The organism is Microcoleus sp. bin48.metabat.b7b8b9.023 (assembly GCF_013299185.1).
Lineage (GTDB): Bacteria > Cyanobacteriota > Cyanobacteriia > Cyanobacteriales > Microcoleaceae > Microcoleus.
Genome location: NZ_JAAFKG010000091.1, coordinates 1 through 18,194 on the forward strand (window position 1 = coordinate 1; position 18,194 = coordinate 18,194).

The 18,194-nt window shown below is 44.0% G+C and carries 12 protein-coding genes and 2 pseudogenes; 8 read left to right on the top strand and 6 right to left on the bottom strand.

What is annotated here, in order from left to right; all coding sequences use genetic code 11:
* Positions 1 to 434 precede the first annotated feature (434 nt).
* Both QZW82_RS30595 and QZW82_RS30600 read right to left on the bottom strand, forming a co-directional pair.
* On the bottom strand, positions 435 to 755 hold the full coding sequence (locus tag QZW82_RS30595; protein WP_366665113.1) for a hypothetical protein: 321 nt from the start codon (positions 753 to 755) through the stop codon (positions 435 to 437).
* 34 nt (positions 756 to 789) lie between these two features.
* Positions 790 to 1,428: a transposase gene (locus QZW82_RS30600; protein WP_293157636.1), complete on the bottom strand. Its 639-nt coding sequence runs from the start codon at positions 1,426 to 1,428 to the stop codon at positions 790 to 792.
* Between the two features lie 104 nt (positions 1,429 to 1,532).
* Here QZW82_RS30600 and QZW82_RS30605 point away from each other — a divergent pair.
* From QZW82_RS30605 to QZW82_RS30630, 6 genes and pseudogenes are all read left to right on the top strand, one after another.
* Positions 1,533 to 2,013: pseudogene (locus QZW82_RS30605) on the top strand (IS4 family transposase); the annotation flags it as partial.
* Between the two features lie 183 nt (positions 2,014 to 2,196).
* The gene (locus tag QZW82_RS30610; RefSeq protein ID WP_293157639.1) at positions 2,197 to 3,408 is read left to right on the top strand and encodes a transposase; all 1,212 of its coding nucleotides are present in this window, start codon (positions 2,197 to 2,199) and stop codon (positions 3,406 to 3,408) included.
* A gap of 338 nt (positions 3,409 to 3,746) precedes the next feature.
* Positions 3,747 to 7,373 (top strand): GAF domain-containing protein, encoded by a 3,627-nt coding sequence (locus QZW82_RS30615; protein WP_293157642.1) that lies wholly within the window; start codon positions 3,747 to 3,749, stop codon positions 7,371 to 7,373.
* A complete protein-coding gene (locus QZW82_RS30620; protein WP_293157660.1) occupies positions 7,364 to 7,759 on the top strand; it encodes a response regulator in 396 nt (131 codons plus the stop codon). The genes QZW82_RS30615 and QZW82_RS30620 overlap by 10 nt, the downstream gene beginning before the upstream one ends.
* A gap of 247 nt (positions 7,760 to 8,006) precedes the next feature.
* Positions 8,007 to 9,425 (top strand): adenylate/guanylate cyclase domain-containing protein, encoded by a 1,419-nt coding sequence (locus QZW82_RS30625; protein WP_293157645.1) that lies wholly within the window; start codon positions 8,007 to 8,009, stop codon positions 9,423 to 9,425.
* A gap of 209 nt (positions 9,426 to 9,634) precedes the next feature.
* Positions 9,635 to 10,471: a metallophosphoesterase gene (locus tag QZW82_RS30630; RefSeq protein ID WP_293157648.1), complete on the top strand. Its 837-nt coding sequence runs from the start codon at positions 9,635 to 9,637 to the stop codon at positions 10,469 to 10,471.
* A 225-nt stretch (positions 10,472 to 10,696) separates the two neighbouring features.
* Here QZW82_RS30630 and rppA read toward each other — a convergent pair whose 3' ends face one another.
* Positions 10,697 to 11,383, bottom strand: coding sequence for a two-component system response regulator RppA (rppA, locus tag QZW82_RS30635; protein ID WP_293157663.1), 687 nt, complete (start codon positions 11,381 to 11,383; stop codon positions 10,697 to 10,699).
* Between the two features lie 148 nt (positions 11,384 to 11,531).
* Positions 11,532 to 12,182 carry a glutathione S-transferase family protein gene (locus QZW82_RS30640; RefSeq protein WP_293157651.1) on the bottom strand — a complete coding sequence of 217 codons (651 nt, stop codon included), beginning with the start codon at positions 12,180 to 12,182 and terminating at the stop codon, positions 11,532 to 11,534.
* Between the two features lie 373 nt (positions 12,183 to 12,555).
* On the opposite strand from QZW82_RS30640, the gene hisG reads away from it, so the two are divergent.
* Positions 12,556 to 13,200, top strand: coding sequence for an ATP phosphoribosyltransferase (gene hisG, locus QZW82_RS30645; RefSeq protein WP_293157666.1), 645 nt, complete (start codon positions 12,556 to 12,558; stop codon positions 13,198 to 13,200).
* A gap of 183 nt (positions 13,201 to 13,383) precedes the next feature.
* Here hisG and QZW82_RS30650 read toward each other — a convergent pair whose 3' ends face one another.
* Both QZW82_RS30650 and QZW82_RS30655 read right to left on the bottom strand, forming a co-directional pair.
* Positions 13,384 to 14,832: a response regulator gene (locus QZW82_RS30650; RefSeq protein WP_293157654.1), complete on the bottom strand. Its 1,449-nt coding sequence runs from the start codon at positions 14,830 to 14,832 to the stop codon at positions 13,384 to 13,386.
* 225 nt (positions 14,833 to 15,057) lie between these two features.
* The gene (locus QZW82_RS30655) at positions 15,058 to 17,271 is read right to left on the bottom strand and encodes an ATP-binding protein (RefSeq protein ID WP_293157657.1); all 2,214 of its coding nucleotides are present in this window, start codon (positions 17,269 to 17,271) and stop codon (positions 15,058 to 15,060) included.
* A gap of 343 nt (positions 17,272 to 17,614) precedes the next feature.
* Between QZW82_RS30655 and QZW82_RS30660 the strand changes: the two are divergent.
* Positions 17,615 to 17,980 (top strand): annotated as a pseudogene (locus QZW82_RS30660) (IS701 family transposase); the annotation flags it as partial.
* Positions 17,981 to 18,194: the final 214 nt, after the last annotated feature.

Below are 18,194 nucleotides of genomic sequence, written 5' to 3' on the forward strand. Positions count from 1 at the left end.
TGATAGGCTTGACAGTATTCGTCTACAAAACTGACTGTAGGGACTGGTTCGCGGGGTACTACCATACATTTTAACTATTTGACGGCTTCAGGAATATTATACTATGGCTAAAGTGATGAAAGAGCGCTAATCTTGAAGACTTTTTGCGCCGAGAAACCCGTTTTTTGACAGTCGGATAGCACGGTGCCTTGGTACGTACCCTTCCTTTTTCCCAACCGGGGGATTTTCCCCTATGTTTAGGCATTTTTGCGGGAGTACCAATGTCAACTAAAAGCGAAAACATTGATTGGGCAACACGTCCAGGGGTTAAATTGATATTAGCAGATTGCCAAGGAAGTCTATTCTCGATTACTAAATCTCTGGCCAGCCACAGTTGCCAACTCATCAACGACATTAAATCACTCCAACGCTCGGATTGTTCAGGGGTTCTCAAATTAGGCAATGTCCAATGCAATCTTTGCGAGTGCAAACCTATACCAATGATCGACTCCAAAACGTCGTAAATATTTGAACCAGACTATTTCCAAAGGTAGAGTTCGTTCTCCAACCCAAGCCAACCATAAGGGTGGAAACGGCTGACCATTTGACATGGGCTTCATTCTTTCTACCAGGATTAAATTGACTTTTTGTCCAGGGGCGCGATAAAAATGCAAGTCAATCCATTGTTTGACTCGGACTTTTCCCAAATCTGGATGTTCATCAATTTCAATCTCTGTATTCGCTTCGAGCCATGTGTTTGGGTCGTTAAGTCTCATTTTTTGACCGTGTTTGCGTGGTCTACCGCGGCCACTATAGGCTGGTGGTGCTGACCATAAGCAGGCATTCTTTCGGACTCTCATGGTTGCAATCAGCTTGAATGGACGCTTCTGTTAGTGCCAGTACCCAGCTTGCATTCCCATATTCTCGATCTAAAACTGCTAAAACTGGATTGACGCTCTGTTCACAGACAAGTTTGAGTTGGGAAGCTGCTTGAAGTATGGGTGAAGACCCGCTACTAATTCTTTCATGGAGCAGGGGTAATGCCCAACTTCCTTTTTCTTCAGGTATCCATACAATTGTACTGTATCCCTGACCCACAATTACACCCCTCTGATATTCATGGGTTCTGTCTTTTAATGTTTTGGCATCTGCTCTCTCCCATGCAGTGTGGTCAATTGCTACTAATATGTGTTCTGTTGGGGCTGCTTCAGACTGTAATTGCTCTAGATACAGCAGCATCAGTTTTTTTCGGTCTGGTCTACAGTCTTGTAAGGCTTCATAGATGCTTGGCCATTGACGCTTAAATAATGGATTGAGTGAAAATTCCGCGAGAGATGACGCATTCGGAGTGGTCATCACTGCATCCATCAGCTCGAATGTTGCATCATTGGCTTTCACCAATAAATCGTATGCTGCTTGACGAAAGTCCTTTAATCGTTCACTGTTCATTTAAGGAGTGGATAGGTTTTCTTTTTCACCCTCATTCTCTCCTGGCGCGGTGGCTTTAGTTCTTCTTTTGCCACCGTTCTCATCTTTGGTTAGTCTAAACTACAGTGACGACCCATCCAGTCGAATCTGTTGAACAAGCTTTACAAGTCATCCTGTGGTACCGCTGGCGTTGGTGGATTGAACAACTATTTGCCACGCTCAAACGCGATGGTTTAGATATTGAATCCACCCAACTAGAATCGATAGAGGCGATTCAACGCTTGACGATTTTAGGGCTAGGGGTGGCGCTGAAGACGCTTCAATTGGTGGAAGGCCGGGACAAACCAGACCTCGAAGCAACCCTGGCATTCACCTGCATAGCAGCAATCATTCCTGGAGCAATTAGAGCCAAAGCTAGAAGGCAGGACTAAAAAGTTGCAAAACCCTCACCCTAAACGCTCCTTACCCTGGGCAACTTGGCTGATTGCTAGATTGGGTGGATGGTCTGGCTATCAATCCCAGCGCCCCCCCGGAATTGCCACTCTCGTCCAGGGTTTGAGGAAATTTGAGTCCATCTTTTGGGGATGGCTGCTAGCTCAACCCTGACTTGTGTGTACACAGCAGGGCAAAGGGGGGGGATGAATGCGAGTGAGTCGCCGATTGCCCGTCCGACAATCCCGACAATCGCTAGCTCTCGGAAAGACGACAGGCATGAGAAGACGAGCAAATTCATTGTCTTGCTATATTTTATCTGTGTTTTCCTGGATAAAACTATGTTATCATAGATCCATGATAGTTAGAGAAGCTAAGCTAAAATACGGTACAGCAGAGCAATATTCTGCCATTGATGACGCAATCCGAACGGCCCAGTTCATTCGGAACAAAGCCCTTCGCTATTGGATGGATAATCAAGGTACGAGTAAAGCCGATCTGTACAGTATATGCAAAGACTTAGCCAAAGAGTTTGATTTTGCTAAAAAGCTCAACTCCGCAGCTAGACAGGCTAGTGCCGAACGTGCTTGGGCTGCTATCTCTAATTTCTATACTCGATGTAAAAAAGGTGCAGGCAAGAAAGGTTTTCCCAAGTTTAAAAAACATTGTCGCTCTGTTGAATACAAAGTTTCAGGCTGGAAACTATCCGATGATTGCAAATCGATCGCATTCACAGATGGCTTTGAGATCGGAACATTGTCGATATTCTGCAACAATGAAACACAGGAAGATTTGCATAGGTTAAAAATTAATCGCGTGCGGATTGTGCGTAGAGCAGATGGGTATTATGCCCAATTCTGTTTTGATGCCGACCGTAAAGAGCAAGGGGAATATTCGGGTAATGTTGTCGGGTTGGATCTAGGACTGAAGTTTTTCACCAAAGACCAAAATGATAATGCCGTGATATATCCGCAGTTCTTGAGAAAAGCCGCGCAGCGACTCAAGAAAGCCCAACGCCAATTAAGCAAGAAGTTTGTGAAGGGTGCTAAACCTCAATCAAAAAACTATCACAAAGCGCGAAAACGACTAGGCAAAATCCATCTGAAAATTCAACGCCAGCGGAAAGATTGGGCAATTAAACAAGCTCGAAACGTAGTGATATCTAACGATGTCGTGGTGTATGAAGATTTAAACATTGCAAACATGGTCAAGAATCAGCACGATTGCAAGTCAATTTCGGACGCTGGTTGGTATCAATACACTCAATGGTTGGACTACTACGGCAAGATTTGGGATAAAGTAGTTGTGTCAGTATCGCCAAACTATACGTCTGGCGATTGCTCTAATTGCGGTCATCGAGTGAAAAAATCTCTTAGCACTAGAACGCATTCATGTCCTAGTTGCAAGATTGAGATTTGTCGCGATACAAATGCGGCTTTAAATATCTTGCACAAAGGATTGAACATTCTCGGTGTTGAGTGGAATAAACACAGTACCTCTGGGCAAGAGGGATCTGCCGAGAAATCGGGAAAGCACGGGGAGAAGACCACCGCTGTTGCTGATAAGTAATTTGATCCAATAAGTGGACTTCGATGAACCGTGAATAAGAATCCCCCACTATAGCGGTAATCCGCGAGTGTGGTGGGAGTATGTCAATCCAGTCATCTATATTATAAAAATGCTGTAGCAGTTGCGTGCGTAAGCCCGCTTCAATCGGGGTAGCGTTCGATCGACAATTCAACTCGTGCGATCGCCAATCTAGCGCACTGAGCCTTAATCAATAATTATCAAACCAGAGCGAGCAAATCCTCTCTAAAGTTGGTTGAAAAAAAATTAAATTGAGTTAATACTTATCAAAATAAACAACTATCAATACTTAATAAACTAACCACAAGAGAGTTAAACCCATGTCAGAAAAGTATGTAGGATTAGATACAGAAGATTACGAGTCCCTCAAAAGCCAGGTAGAGACCCTCAAAGCGCGCGTTGCCGAACTAGAGTCGGCATCGAAACCCGAACCCGCTATAGTTGCCAAACAAAAGGCGCTATTTGCTGTAGTGACCAAAATTCGCGAGTCGTTAGACTTAGATATTATTTTTCAATCAACCGCTCGGGAAGTTCGCCAACTGCTGAATGCCGATCGAGTAGCAATATTTCGATTTTACCAGCAGTCAGGATTTGACGACGGGGAATTTGTGTCAGAAGACGTGATCCCAGAGTTTCATTCAGTAAAAGCTGTAAAGGTGCACGATCACTGCTTTGGCAAACAATATTCAATGCGGTATCAGCAAGGAAGAATTCAGGCAGTCAATGATATCAATCAAGCCGGATTGAGCGATTGCCATATAGCTGTTCTTGCTCAATTTAATGTCAAAGCAAACTTAATCGTACCTTTAATCAAAAGAAATAAACTTTGGGGATTGCTCTGCATTCACCAATGTCGCGCCCCACGCCAGTGGCAGCAAGATGAAATTGACTTTGCCAGTCAAATTGCGGTGCATTTGGGAGTAGCAATACAGCAAGCAAAACTTTTAGATGAAGCTCATAGGCGGTCAACAGCACTCCAGACTACTCTAGAGGAGCAATTGCGAAAACGGACAGAAGAGCTGGTTAAGGAAGCAGACCGAGAACGAGCCATAACTCGGATGATTGATAAGATCCGCCAAACCTTAGATATGGAAACAATTTTCCAGACAGCAGCGACAGAAGTTCGCAAACTTTTGAATGTCGATCGCATTGCCATTTATCAATTCCGTGAAGACTATTTCGGCGACTTTATCTTTGAATCTGAATCGGGAAACTGGCCGAAATTGGTAGGCAGCGGTTGGGAAGACCCCTACTTAAACGAACACCAAGGAGGTCGATTCCGGTGTGCGGAAACCTTTATTGCTGATGATATCTACAATGCCGGCCAGAGCGATTGTCACATAGAAGCTTTAGAATATTTTGGTGTCAAATCCTGTGCGGTAGTTGCGATTTTTAAAGGAGAGAAACTCTGGGGATTGCTCAGTGCCTTTCAACACACAGGTGCGCGTCACTGGGAAGACACAGAAGTAAAGTTACTGAATCAAATTGCCACTCATTTGGGCGTGGCTTTGCAGCAATCCGAGTACCTAGAACAAATACAGTTTCAAGCTAAACAGCAGGCGAAAGCAGCCGAACAGGAACGCACATTAACTAGAGTAATTGAACGGATTCGCCAGACGCTAAATATTGACAAAATATTTAGCGCAACAACTCAAGAAGTACGGCAAATTCTCAATTGCGATCGGGTTGGAGTTTACCGTTTTTTTCCAAACTGGAGCGGGGAATTTGTGTCGGAGTCGGTAGCAGAAGGTTGGATACCTTTAGTAACTGATAAAATTAAAACTGTCTGGCAAGATGATTATTTACAAAAAACTGAGGGTGGCAGGTATCGCCATCAAGAAATTTTTGTGGTTGATGACATCTATAAAATTGGTCACTCTCCATGTCATATCGAAATTCTGGAACAAATTCAAGCCAAAGCATATTGTGTAGCGCCTGTTTTTGTGGGGGAAAATCTCTGGGGTTTGCTAGCAGCTTACCAGAACTCGGGTTCCCGTGAGTGGGAAGCAGGAGAAGTGAGGTTGCTGGCTCAGGTTGGCAGTCAATTGGGAGTAGCGATGAACCAAGCAGAATTGCTCGATCGCACTAAAAAGCAGTCCTGGGAATTGCGGACGACTCTGGCTGATTTAAATGCGATCGTTGACAATTTGGCTGACGGGTTATTAGTCACTGACATTGAAGCTAAAATTACCAGGTTTAATCCGGCACTGCTGGCGATGTTTGAATTGAAAGATGTTGACCTGAAGGGGAAAAAAGTATCCGAAATCTTTCCTAAAAAATTAGCCCAATTGGTGGAGGCGACTGAACATAGAGAGGGAGAAATTGTGACGCTGGAAGTGGAACTAGAAAATTCTAGGATAGGTCAAGCTTTAGCGACAACTATTCTTAAAGAAGCGGTAAAAGACGAAGCAGATCGCTCTCTCGGTTCGGTGATTTTGATTCGAGATGTGACGGTGGAACGAGAAGTTGACAGAATGAAAACTGATTTTCTGGCTACAGTTTCTCACGAACTGCGGACGCCTTTAACTTCGGTTTTGGGTTTTGCTTCGCTGATCAAAGAAAAACTTGAAGAAGTGATTGTTCCCGGAGTCGCATCGGAAGACAAAAAAATTAAAAAAGCTTTAAATAAAGTTGCAGATAATATTAACATTATTGTGTCAGAAGCTGAACGGCTGACATCTTTAATTAATGATGTTTTGGATATTGCTAAGATGGAAGCGGGGCGAGTTGAATGGCAGTTACAGCCGACAAATCCAGTGCAAATCTTAAAACAGGCGATCGCCGCTACGTCATCTTTATTAGAAAAGAATAATTTAAAGTTGATTAAAGATTTTAGTCCCGGACTGCCACAGGTATTAGTAGACCGGGATCGCATGGTTCAAGTCGCGATCAATTTAATCTCGAATGCAGTCAAGTTCACAGAATCAGGTTCTGTCACCTGTCGGGCAAGAGTAGAGGGTGACGAGCTGGTTATTAGCATTATTGATACTGGCATCGGCATTGCACCAGAAGACCAAAGCAAAGTTTTTGAAAGATTTAAACAAGTGGGAGATATCCTGACCGAAAAGCCTAAAGGTACTGGATTGGGGCTGCCAATTTCTAAACAAATCGTTGAACACCACGGCGGTAGAATTTGGCTAGAAAGTGAGTTAGGCAAGGGCAGCACTTTTTTCTTTAGTATACCGCTAGTTAAAAATATTGAGTCGGTGGAAAAATGCAAAATTATCAATGATTTAATCGGGCAACTGAAACAGCAAGTGCTCAGCAGAACTCCGCTCGGCGTTAAAGGAGGCCAGCAACTTTTAGTTGTTGACAATGAGCCTAACATCCGAGATATGTTGAGGCAGTCACTGGAACAAGAAGGATATAAAGTCGCGGAGGCAATTAACGGTAGAGATGCTATTTCTCAGGCTAAAGCAGTCAAACCGGATCTGATTATTTTAGATGTAATGATGCCTCACATCGACGGTTTTGATGTGGCGGCAGTTCTCAAAAATGATCCAGAAACTCGGGGGATTCCGATTATCATCGTGTCCCTAATTCAAAACAGAGACAGGGGCTGGCGTTTGGGAGTTGACAGGTATTTTACCAAGCCTATAAATATAGCGGGACTGTTAAAGGAGATCGGCTTGCTGCTGCGACAAGGGATGTCTAATAAGACGGTGTTGGTCGTTGTTAACAATGCTTCTACTCTCAAAAATTTGTCGGCTGCGTTGCTTTTTCAGGGATATAATGTGATGGAGGCATCTGATGTTACAGAATGCCTGGATCGAGTGAGAGCGATCGAGCTGGATTTAATTATTATTGACGAAGCCTTATCTCAAGAGCAAGAATTAGTCAAAAAATTGCGCCTTACTAAGGGCTTGGAAAAAGTCTCCATAATTGTTTTGGGAGATATTGTAGAGGATAACGGGCTGAGCAAACACATTCATGGGAAATTGTTGTGAAAAAAGTTTTAATTGTGGATGACGAACCGAATATTCTGATTTTGATGGAGCAGGCTCTAGAAAAGTTGGAAGATGAGGATGATGTAGAGTTGCTGACTGCGAGAGATGGAGTTGAGGCGTTGAACAGAATTAAGGAAGAAAAGCCGGATTTGGTTTTTCTCGATGTGATGATGCCGAAAATGAGCGGGTTAGAGGTATGCAATACGGTTAAAAATGAACTAGGTATGGAGGACGTTTACATTATTATGTTGACAGCTAAGGGACAAGAATATGATAAGCAAAGCGGTATGGCTGTGGGGGCAAATCTTTATATGACTAAACCTTTTCGCCCGAAAGAAGTGCTGGTCAAAGCTAGGGAAATTCTGGGTTTGACGGCACAGATGTAGCGAGAGGTATACAATCAATTCACAAGAATATTTTTTGGTTTTTGGTGGTTGCTAGCCTGCCCAAAAACGGATACAATCCCCCGGCTATAGTCGTGGATGCTCCAAAAGTTTTAGACTAAGTTTCAAGCTCGCAGAGTTATCTGCGCTCGTAAATCTAAAATCTAAAATCTCTATCCTCAAATCGGCTGACTGGTTACAAACGAATGAATAATGATAGATCGCTCACTGATGATTAATAGCAAAGTAAATGGTTCGTATCAATCTCAAAAAATTGATTTCTAAAAAAGATTTGCGGGCGATTCTTGAGGGCGCGCTCGGTGTTTTAGATACTCCTAGCGCTATTCGGAATGCTGAAGGGTCTATTTTATTTGGCGAAGATTGTCAGACCTACTTCAATACTTATCCTATCATCCTAGCCGATGAAGTTATCGGTTACGTAACAGGAAGTCAAAAAGCAGCATTTATTGCAGATATGCTGAGTTATGCTGCCAGCGCCGACTTGGATATAAGAACTCTGGCTGTTGATACTTTAGATAAGTACGAAGAAGTTAATTTTTTGTACGATTTTTCAAGCAAAATATCTACTTGTTTGGGTGTTTGTGAAGTCAGTCAATTGGTGGTAACTGAAGCGAAAAAGTTGATTGAGTCTACCAATATTTCAGTGATGCTAATGAATAAAAAGACAGGAAAACTGGAGATTGTTTCTGCTCGGGGTAAAGAGTACAACCATAAAACAAAAATCGGTTCCAATATGGGGATAGCAGGTCATATTTTTGTTTCTGGTAAAGCTGAAATAGTCAATGATGTATTGTCCGATCCGAGATATGTTATGGGAGAAAATGAGATGCGTTCTATGATTTGTGCACCTCTAACAACTCAGAACGGTACAATCGGCGTTATCAATATTAGTCATAACGAACTTGTCAACTATACGGCACAGGATTTAAAATTATTTACGGCTTTGGCATCGCAAGCGGCGGCGGCGATCGAGAATGCGCTTTTACATGAAAGTAAATTGAAGGAAGAACGAATTAAAAATAATTTGGAAAGATACCTTTCTCCCCAGGTGGTGCGAGCAGTTATCGAAGCTAAAGGAGATATTTCTCTGAATCCAACTAAGCGCAATTTAACGGTGCTTTTTTCGGATATTAGAGATTTTACTACTAAGTGTGAAGAACTGCCGGCTGAGAAAATAGTGATGTATTTAAATGAGTATTTCACGGAGATGGTAGAGGTGATTTTTAGTCATGAAGGTACTGTGAATAAGTTTGTGGGAGATATGATTGTGGCAATGTTTGGAGCGCCTTCGGAAGTGGTCGATCGCGAAAGGAAGGCGATCGAAACTGCGATCGATATGCAGCGCCGCATTAGGAGGATGTCTGTGCCTTGGATTGCGGATAATTTTCTGACTGGTATTGGTATTAGTTCGGGGGAGGTTGTTGTTGGTAATATTGGTTCGCCACAGCACATGGATTATACTGCGATCGGGGATGAGGTGAATATTGCATCTAGGTTGCAGTCAATGGCTGAGGGAGGACAAATTTTGGTGAGCGACAGTGTTTACAGCGCTACTCAAGATATATTTGAATTTAGGAAAATTGGCTCTGTGATAGTTAAAGGTAAGAAAAAAGCTATCGAAACTTTTGAGGTAATTTATCAAAAGTGAAGTTCGGCAAAGGATTGTGTAACGGATGTAACGGATTTAACGGATGTAAGAAGCAAGAATTAAGAAGCACTTTGGCATTGGGTTAGGAGTTAGGAGTTATTAATCATTAGTCAGATGGCAGAATCTAGAGGGAAAACAATCGATTTTTGCACTCTTGCTTGTTTATTTGCTAAGCTAGAGGTTGCGCTGTCTCAATAAACCTTATATTTATGCACAGGTTATTAACTGGGAAACTGCGAGTAGACTGTTTAACTATACCGATCGCAAATCTTCCTGCAAATCTATCGGGTACTAAAATTGTACAGCTTACGGACTTTCACTATGATGGGGAGCGGCTGTCGGAATGGTTGCTAGAAGAGGCGATTGTGGCGGCTAATGAAGCGGAACCAGACTTAATTTTTTTAACCGGAGATTTTATTACCTACGATCCGGCGCCTATTTACGGCTTGGTGCAGCGATTGAAAAATTTGCAAAGTCGGGTGGGAATTTACGCTGTTTTGGGCAATCACGATCACTATTACCCAGGGGCAAAGATTAAGGTTGCTAATGCTTTGAATAATGCAGGGATTCGGGTTTTGTACAATGAAGCGATTTATCCTTTGGGATCTGAATTGGCTTTAGTTGGGTTTGCCGATTTTTGGTCTGGCGATTTTGCACCTGCGCCTGTAATGGCATCAATCAATCCGGCAATTCCTCGGATTGTATTGTCTCACAATCCTGATACTGCTGAACACCTGCAACAGTGGCGGATTGATTTGCAGTTTTCGGGGCACACTCATGGGGGTCAAATTGTGATTCCTGGTATCGGGCCTTTGTATGCTTGGGTGAGAAAAATTGGTTATTTGATTCCTGAAGGAATCCGAAAATTTGTTCCTTTTGTGTCGGCTTGCGATCGAGTAGTTCGTCACTGGGAATGGGCTAGCGGTTTGCATCGGGTTGGGAGTAATTGGTTGTACGTGAATCGCGGTTTGGGTACTTATGCGCCGGGGAGGTTGTTTTGTCCGCCGGAGGTGACGGTAATTACTTTGGTTTGTCAAGATATGTAGGGATTGCTTTAGGGTGTGAAGGAAGAATGCTTCGGATGGAAGATGGAACCGCGAAGACGCAAAGGACACGAAGGAAGATGAAAGATGAGCAGAATTCCTATTATTAAGTGGGTTCTGCAAAGCGATAGCCTCTGGCGTAAAAGGAACAATGCTTCGGATGGAAGATGGAACCGCGAAGGCGCAAAGGACGCGAAGGAAGATGGAAGATGAGCAGAATTCCTATTATTAACTGGGTTCTGCAAAGCGATAGCCTCTGCCGTAGACTGTGTGAATTAGGACGGATTCGCCCGGTGCTTCTATTTTGCGGCGCAGGAGGCGAATTTGAGCTGCTAATACGTTGCTGCTGGGTTTTTCGGCTTCACTCCACAGGTATTGGTGGATTTGTTCGTGTGTTAGTATTTGACCGGGATGTCGCATTAGGTATTCTAATAGTTGACATTCTTTTTCTGATAGGTCAATTGTTCGATCGCCCCGATAGGCTATTTGATTGTCGTAGTCTAGCTGTAAATCTGCAATTTGCAGGCGCCCGACAGCCACTTCGGGGTCAAAAGTAGGGGGCCGCCGCAGTAGGGCGCGGACTCTGGCTAGGAGCTCTCGCAGTTCAAAAGGCTTGACTAGATAGTCGTCTGCGCCTGCGTCGAGTCCCTGTACGCGATCGTCTAGGGTGTCTTTTGCGGTGAGAAATAGGACTGGGGTATTCCGTCCTTGCGATCGCAATTGCTGACAAATTGCTAATCCGGTTTGTCCCGGCAGCATCCAATCCAAAATTAGCAAATCGTAATTTCCCTGCATTGCTAAATTGCTGCCATTTGCGCCGTCAAATGCGACATCAACGGTATAACCTTCGCGGGTTAAAACTCGACTCAAAGGGTCAGTCAACTCAACTTCATCATCAACTAAAAGAATCCGCATCCTGATTTTAGGTTTTAGACTTTTGATTTGAGCATGAATTACACAAAACTTGCAAACAAGCAGGTTTTTTAGGGGGAAATCCCCCGTGGTTGCCATCTGTGGTGAGGTGGCGATCGCGACCTGTTGAGGTTTAGTAAACTGATTTTTGCTACATTTTAAAATGTGCAATACTTTCCGATTCGCTGTAAGCTGCTGCTAGCCATTCCTGCATTGCAGGTAGTGCCAACAGCGCATCAGCATAAGCTTGTGCTTGTGCATCTAATTTGACTTCGTAGGTGACAAAACGCATGACAACGGGGGCAAACATGGCGTCAGCAATTGTGAATTGTCCGAACAGCATATCGCCACTTGTGCCAAATGTTTGGCGGCATTCGCGCCAAATGGCAAAGATGCGATCGATCTCTGCTTCGACACCGGGGGTCATTCCTTCTCCCGGATAGCGGTTGCGGCAGTCCATCGGCATATTTTCGCGGAGATTTTGGAAGCCTGCGTGCATTTCGGCGCAGATGGAACGGGCGATCGCCCGTTGCGCTAAATCGGCCGGCCACAAATGATTTGCAAAGCGTTCTGCAACGTACTCGCAAATTGCTAAAGATTCCCACACTTTCAAGTCGCCATCAATTAAAACTGGTACTTTTCCCGAGGGAGAATAGCGCCGAATTTCCCCATGGGTTGTCGGCCCGTCTAGGGGGATTCTGACTTCGGCAAAATCTAGTCCAGCTTGTTTCATCGCCAGCCAAGGACGCAGCGACCAAGACGAATAATTTTTGTTGCCGATTACCAGAGTCAATTTGGTCATATTTGTGCTTTCAGATATCATCTATATTAGCAGAAAATCATTAAGAAAATCTGATTCAACTCATGCCAATTTTATGTGAAGTTGTACATATCTCGATCCCCCTAAATCCCCCTTAAGAAGGGGGACTTTGAGAAGAATCTTATTCCCCCCTTATTAAGGGGGGTTAGGGGGGATCCGAATTCTACGAGACCTCATAAAAGATTGGTATCAATCTCAATACAATATAATATACACAAACACAATTATTAGCAATACCTGAACTTATTTTGATATTTGAACAATTTGTGCTATTGTGGTTGAGGAAAAAGCTGTTTCCGCTCGGGCAGCGCCGATTCCGCATCCCAAATTCAGCAATTTAGAATTTCAAATCTATATGATTACCGTAGCACTTCCCAAAGGCGGACTGTTAGGAGATAGCATTCGACTGTTTAAATCCGTTGGATTAGACTTCAGTGCTTTTCTCGATTCCTCTAACCGCCAACTTCAAATTTATGACACTACCGGAACGGCAAAAGCTTTGCTAGTAAGGACGCACGACGTGCCGGTTTATGTGGAATACGGTCAAGCTGATTTGGGCGTTGCGGGTTATGATGTTTTGCGGGAAAAAACTCCGAAAGTTGCAAATTTAATTGATTTACAATTTGGCAAGTGTCGGCTATCCGTGGCGGTGAAGGAATCTAGTTCTTACAGGCGCAGTGTGGATTTGCCTCCTCACGGTAGAGTTGCTTCTAAGTTCGTGCACTGTGCGAGGGAATATTTTCATAATTTGAATTTGCCGGTGGAAATTGTGCCTCTCTACGGTTCTGTGGAGTTGGGGCCGATTACGGGTATGTCGGAGGCGATTGTGGATTTGGTTTCGACTGGCAAAACTTTGCGGGAAAATGGTTTGGTGGAAATTGATGTTTTGTTTCAAAGTTCGGCTTATTTGATTGGCCATCCTTTGAGTTATCGTTTGAATTCTGGTGGGGTTAATGAGTTGATTGGGAAGTTGAGAGAGCAGGTTTTGACAACTGTTTAAGTACGTAGTTGCGCTTGAGCGCTCTTTCATAAAGCAAAGCAAAGAGCGCTGAAGCGCAACTACGTACCTTTGATGACAATTACGTCCTGGATTAAGAATGTTCTCATAGGTTCGTAGTGAGGACTTTAGTCCTGATTTTGGCTGAAAGAGAGGACTGAAGTCCTCACTACGAACGAATTTTATTTAGCTGTTGTCTGAGCTGATATTTGCAGGTATAAGACCTAGTTTTTCCTGGCATTTTTCTATATAAAAACGGGCAACTGTATCAGCCGGATTTTGTTCGATTAGTTGCTGAAAATATCCCAAGGCGGCGACAAATCTTTCGGATTGCCATCCTTGAATTCCTTTGTCAAATAAAGCTTGGGTCAACTGCTTGGCTTCTGAGTCGGGATTGGAGGCTGGCCAGATTTCGTAGATTTCAATAGCTTGCTGTTTGCCGCGCGGGGTTACTCGATCGATCCAGCGATAATAATAGTTGTTGCTGGGCCCATGGCTGTCTGCTGCGGTTGCGCGACAAGGTGTTTCCACTTCCAAGTCACACTTTAATACTAGACTTTCTTTTGGGATTGAGTTCGGATGTATGTTATTTAGAAATTCTCTCGCATGAACGATCGCATTTTCGCTAACAATTATTTGGCAACCGTATATTTTGGTTAGATTTTCTAACCGAGAAGCTGTATTTACGACATCACCGATGACTGTAGAGTCCATCCGGCGATCGGAACCCAAGGTGCCTATCATGCCGATACCTGTGTTAATTCCCGTACCAATATTGACGGGATATTCTAAATTGTATTTGTGGCGATCGGCATTAAATTCATGCAAACTTTCTTGCATGGCTACTGCGGCTTCGATCGCATTTATAGCGTGAGAATGCGGTTGGTCAAATACTGCCATGATGGCATCGCCGAGGTATTTGTCAATAAACCCGGCGTGGGAGGTGATGCAATCGTTCATTTTCGTAAAAAAAGCGTTCAACCATTCAAAGGTTTCGCGTGCTTCTTGAGATTCGGCGATCGCCGTAAACCCGCGAATGTCGCAAAATAAAATAGTCAGCTCTTCTTCTGTGACATTGCCCAACTGAATTGATTCTATCCCTTTCGGCGCAATTCGTTCGAGAAGCTGCTCCGGCACAAATAGGTGAAATTTTTCGGAAAGATATTCGTTGGCCTCCCAGGCGGCGGCAATTTGGCGCTTGCTTTGCTCTTTTACCTGCTGGTTGAATTGGGAAGATACAGCTTGCGATCGCATTTGGCTCAACTGCAAAATATTTTCAACTTTCGCCAGCAGCAAGCGACTGTTAAAAGGTTTCGTTAAATAATCGTCGGCCATAATTTCTAACCCTCTGAGGCGAGAGGTATCGTCATCGAGGGCAGTCAAAAAAATTACCGGTACAGTTTGCAATGCGGTATCATTCCGCAGGATCTCGCACACATCAAAACCGTTCAGATCCGGCATCATAATATCTAGTAAAATTAAATCCGGTCGAGATACACGGGCGAGGAAGAGCGCTTCATCGCCAGATAGCGCTGATACTGTTGTGTATCCTTTTAGTTGCAATAACTCTTCCAGTAAAATTAGATTAGCTGGCTCGTCATCAACCAACATGATGCAGGGCGACTTGTTTGACATGGAATATGATATAATAAATTGAATTTAGCTCGGGACTTTCGCGCGAGCAGCTCGAAACCTGGTTGATTCATATATTTCTCGTTATTAAACTCGATATTTTTGGCAGGAACCGGGTTTCTGAGGCAAGTGCGCGCAAGTCCTACAGACATTTATCTACTATTGAGTCTAACGTTTTCAGTTATAAATTGTAATAAATGGCACTGCTGGAACTGCAAATAATTATTATTAGTTGAGAAAAGAACGGACTGTAGCGATCGCCAAATTCAAATCCAGCGGCTTGCTCAAATAAGCCGCAGCGCCAGCTTCCAAACATCGATCGCAATCGCCAGCCATCGCCATCGCCGTCACCGCAATCATTGGTACCGACTCCCAGACAGGATTTGCTTTGACTCGGCGCATCAACTCAAAGCCGTCAACATCGGGTAACTGAATGTCCATCAAAATCAAATCCGGCAGCAACTCCGGGGCAGTAGAGGCGGCAAGGATGCGATCGAGCATTGCCGAACCATCCTCCAGAATCTCTACGCTGTAGCCCTCCAATTCCATAACCTCTGAAATTAACATTTGGTTAAAAGGCTGGTCTTCCACCACCAGAATCCGCTTGCTGCCAAGTGGTAGTGCGATCGCAGAAGCAGGAACTAACTTAGCATCCAAAGCACAAGCAGCAAAGCTACCCAACTCGTGACGCATCTCCGTCAAAGGCAGCCAAACGCGGAACAAACTGCCGCGATCGCAAATAGATTGAAAAGAAACAGTTCCGCCGTGCAATTCCGCCAGACGCTTAGTCAAAGCCAAACCCAAACCCGTACCTTCGTGGCGCCTAGTCAGGGAAGAATCCACCTGTTGAAAAGGTCGGAATAGCAAGTGCCAGCGATCCTGAGGAATGCCGATACCCGAGTCTTTCACCTCAAGACAAAAGTAAGGAGTGCTGGCATTTACAGGAGAACAATCAGGGCGGTAATCGCCATTAATTTCATTGCCGTAGGCCAGACGCCCGCTGAGTTTAACTTGTCCCCGTTCCGGGGTAAATTTGATAGCATTGGAAAGTAAATTAATCACAATTTGTCGCACTCGCCGTTCGTCGAGCAAAACTTTAGTAATGCGGTAGTCTAGTTCTAAAGACAAAGCAATTCGCTTTTTGTCTGCCCGCGGCTGAATCATTTTCAGACAGTCTGTCGCAAGTTCGTGAACGCGAACCGGCTGTAAATTGAGTTCTACTTTTCCTGCTTCAATTTTAGAAAGATCGAGAATATCGTTAATTAGCTGCAACAAGTGCTGACCGCTTTTTTCGATCAGTTCTACATAGTTGATTTGTCGATCGCTCAACTGGCCCGATGTTTGGCGCAGCAGCAAGTCTGAAAAGCCGAGAATGCTGTTGAGAGGCGTCCGCAATTCGTGGGACATCGAGGCTAAAAACTCAGATTTTAACTGAGAAGAATACTCTAATTGTTCGTTAACTTGGCGGAGGTTTTCTTGTGTCTGAGCCCGCTCGATCGCCGCCCCCAGAGTCCGACAAGCAGCCGCGAGCACTTCTTGGTGAAGGGAAGCTTGCAGTTTTTTGACGTTGCGCGACTCCAGCGTCAGCACTCCGATGATTGTACCGTCAGTAGATGCGATCGGAAAAATGCCCAATTGTCCGATTCCCGGATGCCGAAATTGCGGCACAGCATTGGGATGTTCGGCATAATCATCGACAAACAAAGCTTTACCAGTTTCCACCACTTCCCACAGCAAACCGGTGCCGTAGGGAATGCCTTTGTCGAGCAATTCTTGCATTCCAGCGGCGACTGGTTCCCCGTAACTAGCCAGAAATTGAGTAGAAACTTGGTTAGAAATCGCCGCCGCTTGCCGCTCTTTTCCCTTGCCGCTAATCACTTTCACGTCTCCGAAAGCAGCATTCGTCGCTTCTACCAGATAAGTGAGGGCAAACTGACCTATTTCTTGTAAACTGTGAGAGTTTTGCAGGCGTTCAGTTAAGCCTAAAAGAAATGTCAGGCGCCTGACTTCTGCATTCAAACTAGCTTGGGAGTTTTGATATACGGTAACGTCTCGAAAGGTAAACAGCCGCCCGCCGCTGTTGGTAATTGTGGCGAATACTTCCAAACAAACCGCATTGGATTGCTCGAAATAGAATGATAAACTTTCATGCTGAGATTTTTGTAGCGCTTCCTGAAACTCTTCCCACTGCTGAAGCGACAAGTAACCGCGATCGACAATTTCGGCAAACAACAAGTCGCACTTAGGCTTGGTTGCCAGCCATTCTGGGGACAGTCCCCAAGTCTCGGCCAATTTTTTGTTAAACAAAACTAAGCTGTCAGACGAGTCGAAAAGAGCGATCGCATTATCTACTTGGTTGAGTATCAGTTCTTGGTCTGCCCTGAACTGCTGCAAGTCTATCTCCATTTTGTCTGTGTCTGTAGCTCTTAGTTTTGTTGTCATAACTGTCTACTGATATGCCAAAAGTTATTTTATTACCCCTTACTTAATTTGACATATTTTTAGGATTTTGGGCAGTGAGGGCGATGGCTTACGCCCCGCTTCGCTACGACCGGCCTTGCGATCTGAGACACTTGCTGGCGACGGGCGAGGGGAACGGTTTTTCTAGTACATCGGCTACAATAATAGATCGAGCAGTTTTCAATCCTCTAGGACTTACGCATTGACAAAATAACGAAACAGTGAATTGATAAATATGGGTCGTCTACTTTCTAGGTATCGGACAATGAGAAAAATAACTAAACCCTCGACAGCAAAATGTAATATAGACACTTACACGTTATTTTTGATGTCAGAACCAAAGTTGGGAGGGTGTAATAGGCGATCGGAGATATTAGGAAATGTTTCACATGACAGTATTAATCGATTTTTGTTAAGAGAGAGATACGAACCCAAAGATTTATTCAACACAATACAGAAAATAATAAATCTAGAAGGAGGGATACCGAGTGTAGACGATACAGTCATAGAAAAAATTTACAGTAACCCCAAAAATGCCGAATTAATTAGTTATTTTTGGTCAGGAAAAGCCCACAAAACTATTATTGGCTTAAATTTAATCACCCTATATTACAGCGATGTTAATGGTAATTCAGTCCCAATCAATTACAGAATATATGACAAAAAGGAGGGAAAAACCAAAAACGATTATTGTAATTGCTCAACCCCCTTGACAAGAAGACAAGATAGACATTAGATAAAGGAATGGAAAAACTCCCCGACCTAAAACAACTATCGAACGAGGCAAAAGAAGCCTTGATAGTAGAGCTATGGGAGAAAATCCAAAAACTCAGTGCAATATTAGCCACCTACGAACCAAAACCAGAGCCAGAGCCATCTCCTAAAAAAACGAGCAAAAATTCTAG

Bases quoted from the DNA above. Each gene is read 5' to 3' on its own strand.
- QZW82_RS30595 (WP_366665113.1), bottom strand. From the start codon at position 755: ATGAGACTTAACGACCCAAACACATGGCTCGAAGCGAATACAGAGATT.
- QZW82_RS30600 (WP_293157636.1), bottom strand. From the start codon at position 1,428: ATGAACAGTGAACGATTAAAGGACTTTCGTCAAGCAGCATACGATTTA.
- QZW82_RS30610 (WP_293157639.1), top strand. From the start codon at position 2,197: ATGATAGTTAGAGAAGCTAAGCTAAAATACGGTACAGCAGAGCAATAT.
- QZW82_RS30615 (WP_293157642.1), top strand. From the start codon at position 3,747: ATGTCAGAAAAGTATGTAGGATTAGATACAGAAGATTACGAGTCCCTC.
- QZW82_RS30625 (WP_293157645.1), top strand. From the start codon at position 8,007: ATGGTTCGTATCAATCTCAAAAAATTGATTTCTAAAAAAGATTTGCGG.
- QZW82_RS30630 (WP_293157648.1), top strand. From the start codon at position 9,635: ATGCACAGGTTATTAACTGGGAAACTGCGAGTAGACTGTTTAACTATA.
- rppA (WP_293157663.1), bottom strand. From the start codon at position 11,383: ATGCGGATTCTTTTAGTTGATGATGAAGTTGAGTTGACTGACCCTTTG.
- QZW82_RS30640 (WP_293157651.1), bottom strand. From the start codon at position 12,182: ATGACCAAATTGACTCTGGTAATCGGCAACAAAAATTATTCGTCTTGG.
- hisG (WP_293157666.1), top strand. From the start codon at position 12,556: ATGATTACCGTAGCACTTCCCAAAGGCGGACTGTTAGGAGATAGCATT.
- QZW82_RS30650 (WP_293157654.1), bottom strand. From the start codon at position 14,832: ATGTCAAACAAGTCGCCCTGCATCATGTTGGTTGATGACGAGCCAGCT.
- QZW82_RS30655 (WP_293157657.1), bottom strand. From the start codon at position 17,271: ATGACAACAAAACTAAGAGCTACAGACACAGACAAAATGGAGATAGAC.